The 3,776-nt window shown below is 48.8% G+C and carries 3 protein-coding genes and 1 pseudogene; 2 read left to right on the top strand and 2 right to left on the bottom strand.

Annotated elements, in window-relative coordinates; translation table 11 throughout:
* Together ftsH and rlmE are read right to left on the bottom strand one after the other, a co-directional pair.
* Positions 1-1,577 (bottom strand): ATP-dependent zinc metalloprotease FtsH (gene ftsH / locus MHN01_RS19745; protein ID WP_239412913.1); only part of this gene is annotated, 1,577 nt, incomplete at its 3' end.
* A gap of 49 nt (positions 1,578-1,626) precedes the next feature.
* Positions 1,627-2,430 carry a 23S rRNA (uridine(2552)-2'-O)-methyltransferase RlmE gene (gene rlmE, locus MHN01_RS24750; RefSeq protein ID WP_370646525.1) on the bottom strand — a complete coding sequence of 268 codons (804 nt, stop codon included), beginning with the start codon at positions 2,428-2,430 and terminating at the stop codon, positions 1,627-1,629.
* A gap of 284 nt (positions 2,431-2,714) precedes the next feature.
* Between rlmE and MHN01_RS19730 the strand changes: the two genes are divergently transcribed.
* Both MHN01_RS19730 and MHN01_RS19725 read left to right on the top strand, forming a co-directional pair.
* Positions 2,715-3,446: a protein-L-isoaspartate(D-aspartate) O-methyltransferase gene (locus MHN01_RS19730; RefSeq protein WP_255725372.1), complete on the top strand. Its 732-nt coding sequence runs from the start codon at positions 2,715-2,717 to the stop codon at positions 3,444-3,446.
* A gap of 2 nt (positions 3,447-3,448) precedes the next feature.
* Positions 3,449-3,776 (top strand): annotated as a pseudogene (locus MHN01_RS19725) (hypothetical protein); the annotation flags it as partial.

The following is a 3,776-nucleotide window of genomic DNA, read 5'->3' as shown; positions in this document are numbered from 1 at the left end:
ACTTCACCTTCGTCTTCAGCATACAACAGCGGACCTAGCTTATCTGAGAAGCCCCACTGAGTGACCATCTTACGGGCAATGTCAGTCGCTCGCTCGATATCATTCGACGCACCGGTCGACACTTTATCTACACCGTAGATAAGCTCTTCAGCCAGACGACCACCGTAAAGGCTTGAAATCATCGACTCAAGGAATTCACGTGAGTGGCTGACACGGTCTTGCTCTGGCAAGTACATAGTCACACCCAGTGCACGGCCACGAGGAATAATCGATACCTTGTAGACCGGATCGTGATCCGGTACCAGACGACCGATAATCGCGTGACCAGCTTCATGGTAAGCCGTCGATTCTTTCTGCTCGTCCGTCATCACCATTGACTTGCGCTCAGCGCCCATCATGATTTTGTCTTTGGCCAGCTCGAATTCCACCATAGAAACGGTACGCTTGTTGCCGCGTGCCGCAAACAAGGCAGCCTCGTTGACCAGGTTAGCCAGATCGGCACCAGAGAAGCCCGGCGTACCACGTGCAATCAGAGATGGTTTAACATCACCATCCAGCGGTACTTTACGCATGTGTACTTTCAGGATTTGCTCACGACCACGTACATCCGGCAGACCAACTACGACCTGACGGTCGAAACGGCCCGGACGAAGCAATGCTGGGTCCAGTACATCTGGGCGGTTAGTCGCGGCAATAACGATGATACCTTCATTACCCTCGAAACCATCCATCTCAACCAGCATCTGGTTAAGCGTCTGCTCACGCTCATCGTGACCACCACCGACACCAGCACCACGCTGACGGCCGACGGCATCGATTTCATCGATAAAGATGATACAAGGTGCCGCTTTCTTCGCCTGCTCAAACATGTCACGGACACGGGATGCACCCACACCGACGAACATTTCTACGAAGTCAGAACCTGAAATGGTAAAGAAAGGAACCTTCGCTTCACCGGCAATCGCTTTAGCCAGCAAGGTTTTACCCGTACCAGGAGGACCAACCATAAGAACACCCGTTGGGATCTTACCACCCAACTTCTGGAAGCGGCTCGGATCACGCAGGTAATCCACCAACTCCTTCACGTCTTCTTTGGCTTCGTCACAGCCTGCAACGTCGCTGAAGGTCGTTTTAATCTGATCTTCACTCATCATGCGTGCTTTAGACTTACCGAACGACATGGCACCTTTGCCACCGCCGCCCTGCATCTGGCGCATAAAGAAAATCCAAACACCAATAAGAAGCAGCATTGGGAACCAGGAGATGAAGATAGAAGCCAGCAGGCTCGGCTCTTCAGGTGGTGTACCCATCACCTTCACATTAGCGTTAATAAGGTCGTCTAATAGCTTTTGATCGTTGTAGACAGGCAGATAAGTGACGTATCGCGTGTTATCACGTTTATATACGGTGATCTCACGATCATTGAATCGCGCTTCCCTTATCTGATCCTGACCGATTTCACGGACAAAGGTTGTATAGTCGACTTGACGGCCAGCACTATCACCGGGACCAAAGCTCTGAAACACAGACATCAGAACCACAGCGATGACCAACCACAAAATCAAGTTTTTTGCCATGTCACTCAAGGTGTTAACCTCGCGATAACTTAAAGATGAATTTAGGGTACTACAGTTTGTAACCTGTAGCTACAATATAGACCTCACGAGAACGATCTCGTGATGAATCCGGTTTACGAATTTTAACCACTTTGAACATGCTACGCACGTCAGCCAGGTACTGATCAAAGCCTTCCCCCTGGAAAACTTTTACCGCAAAGCTGCCGTTCGGCGCAAGTACTTGCCTACACATATCTAATGCTAGTTCAACAAGATACATTGCTCTAGGTTGATCTGACGCCAAGTTGCCGCTCATGTTAGGCGCCATATCTGAAAGAACCACATCAACCATGTCTGGCTGAATACGGTCCAACAGTGCATCCAACACAGCTTCTTCGCGGAAATCACCTTGCAAGAAGCTCACTCCCGGCAGTGAATCCATAGGCAGAATGTCACAGGCAATCACCTGTCCTTCATCACCAACTACCTCAGCAGCATATTGTGACCAGCCCCCCGGTGCCGTCGCCAGTCGTGTACCATCCAGCGCCTTGGCCAAATCCCACGAGGCACTGATGGCAATGCTATTGGTTGGGTAAGAATCCGGAGCCACTAACACCAGACTATTGTTTAACAAACTTTTACGAGATTGCGGCTCAATAGCCTTCTGCTGCTCGACATAATCCATCCACTTTTCATTGGCAGAAAGATAGATATCAGCCGGTGCGCCTTGAGCAATCTGTCTGGCAAGGGCCGCAGACGAGGCAAACGAAAGCGTCGACTGAGTACCCGTTTTTTCTTTGTATGCCGCCGCCACTTCATTCATGGCATTAGTCAACGAGGAAGCGGCAAAAACTGTCACCTTCTCCGACGCCATCGCCGAGCTTGAAGCCCCCAACGCGCAACCTACAGAAAACAGATACGTTAACAAACGCTTATTCATACTTTACCTCTAATGTCAGCATGCTCAGTTATCGTTATATAGTAAAGTATATAACGATAACTGAAAACCACTCTAGATCGCATTTATTCACTGACTCATATCCTGCCAAAGACTTATCGCTTCAAGGACCAATGATAGTGTGGTGATTCTTTGCAGGCTGTACTCTTCCTATACTCTAAAGTGGTTTGGCTCTATCAAAATCCTGTAGGGAGTACGCTATGGGTCGCTCTTTGTTTCTATTTTTCGCCTTCATCGTATTCGGAATCCAGCCCCTAGCAGCATTAGCCGTGAGTGATTCCGAAAAGTATGGCCGTGCCCGAGAGACAATGGTTCAAGACCAGCTAATTAAGCGCGACATAGTCGACAAAAGAGTGCTAGCGGCAATGAACAAGCTCCCCAGGCACCTTTTTGTACCGAAGATTCTGGCGTTTAAAGCCTATACAGATTCTCCCCTGCCGATCGGAGAAGGACAGACCATTTCACAGCCATATATTGTTGCCCTAATGACGGAGGTTCTCGAGTTAAAAGGCAATGAAAAAGTACTCGAGATCGGGACCGGCTCTGGATATCAGGCCGCGGTGCTTGCCGAAGTAGCCAAAGAAGTAATTAGCATCGAAATCAAGAAAAAACTCTGTGTTAAGGCCAGAAAGCTCCTTGATTCTCTAGGCTATACCAATGTTGAAACACGGTGCGGTGACGGCTATTTCGGTTGGAATAAGGGAGCGCCCTATGATGCTATTATGCTCACTGCCGCTATAGACCATATCCCTCCGCCTCTATTGGCACAGCTCAAGGACGGAGGGCGGCTGGTGCTTCCCTTGGGGAATCCCTTCAGCTATCAGAACCTTGTGCTCGTTACCAAAAAAAAGAATGACTATAGGGTTTGGCAAATTGCCGGTGTTCTCTTTGTTCCCATGACCGGACACGCAATGAAGACCTTCGGGAAATAGCAATGAGTCTCCCGGCAGTTTTCCTCGTATCCCTTTCTTCGCTCGCCTTTGAAGTACTGTTAACCAGGATCTTTTCGATTAGCCAGTGGAATCATCTCTCCTTTATGGTGATCAGCATTGCGCTATTTGGCTTTGCTGCCAGCGGCACTGTATTAAGTATTCTCGATTCAAGGACAAACAACTGGGTAAGGCGACTTGCGACAGGAAAAGCAACATCCATTTTAGTACTGCTCTACAGCTGCTCTACACTTGTATCCTTTATGATCCTTATAAAGCTTCCCCTTGATTACTTCAGGCTTCCACTGGAGTCAATCCAGGCATTGTATCTTT

This window comes from Photobacterium sp. OFAV2-7 (assembly GCF_022347985.1).
Classification (GTDB): Bacteria; Pseudomonadota; Gammaproteobacteria; order Enterobacterales; family Vibrionaceae; genus Photobacterium.
This window is presented reverse-complemented; position numbering and strand designations above follow the sequence as displayed.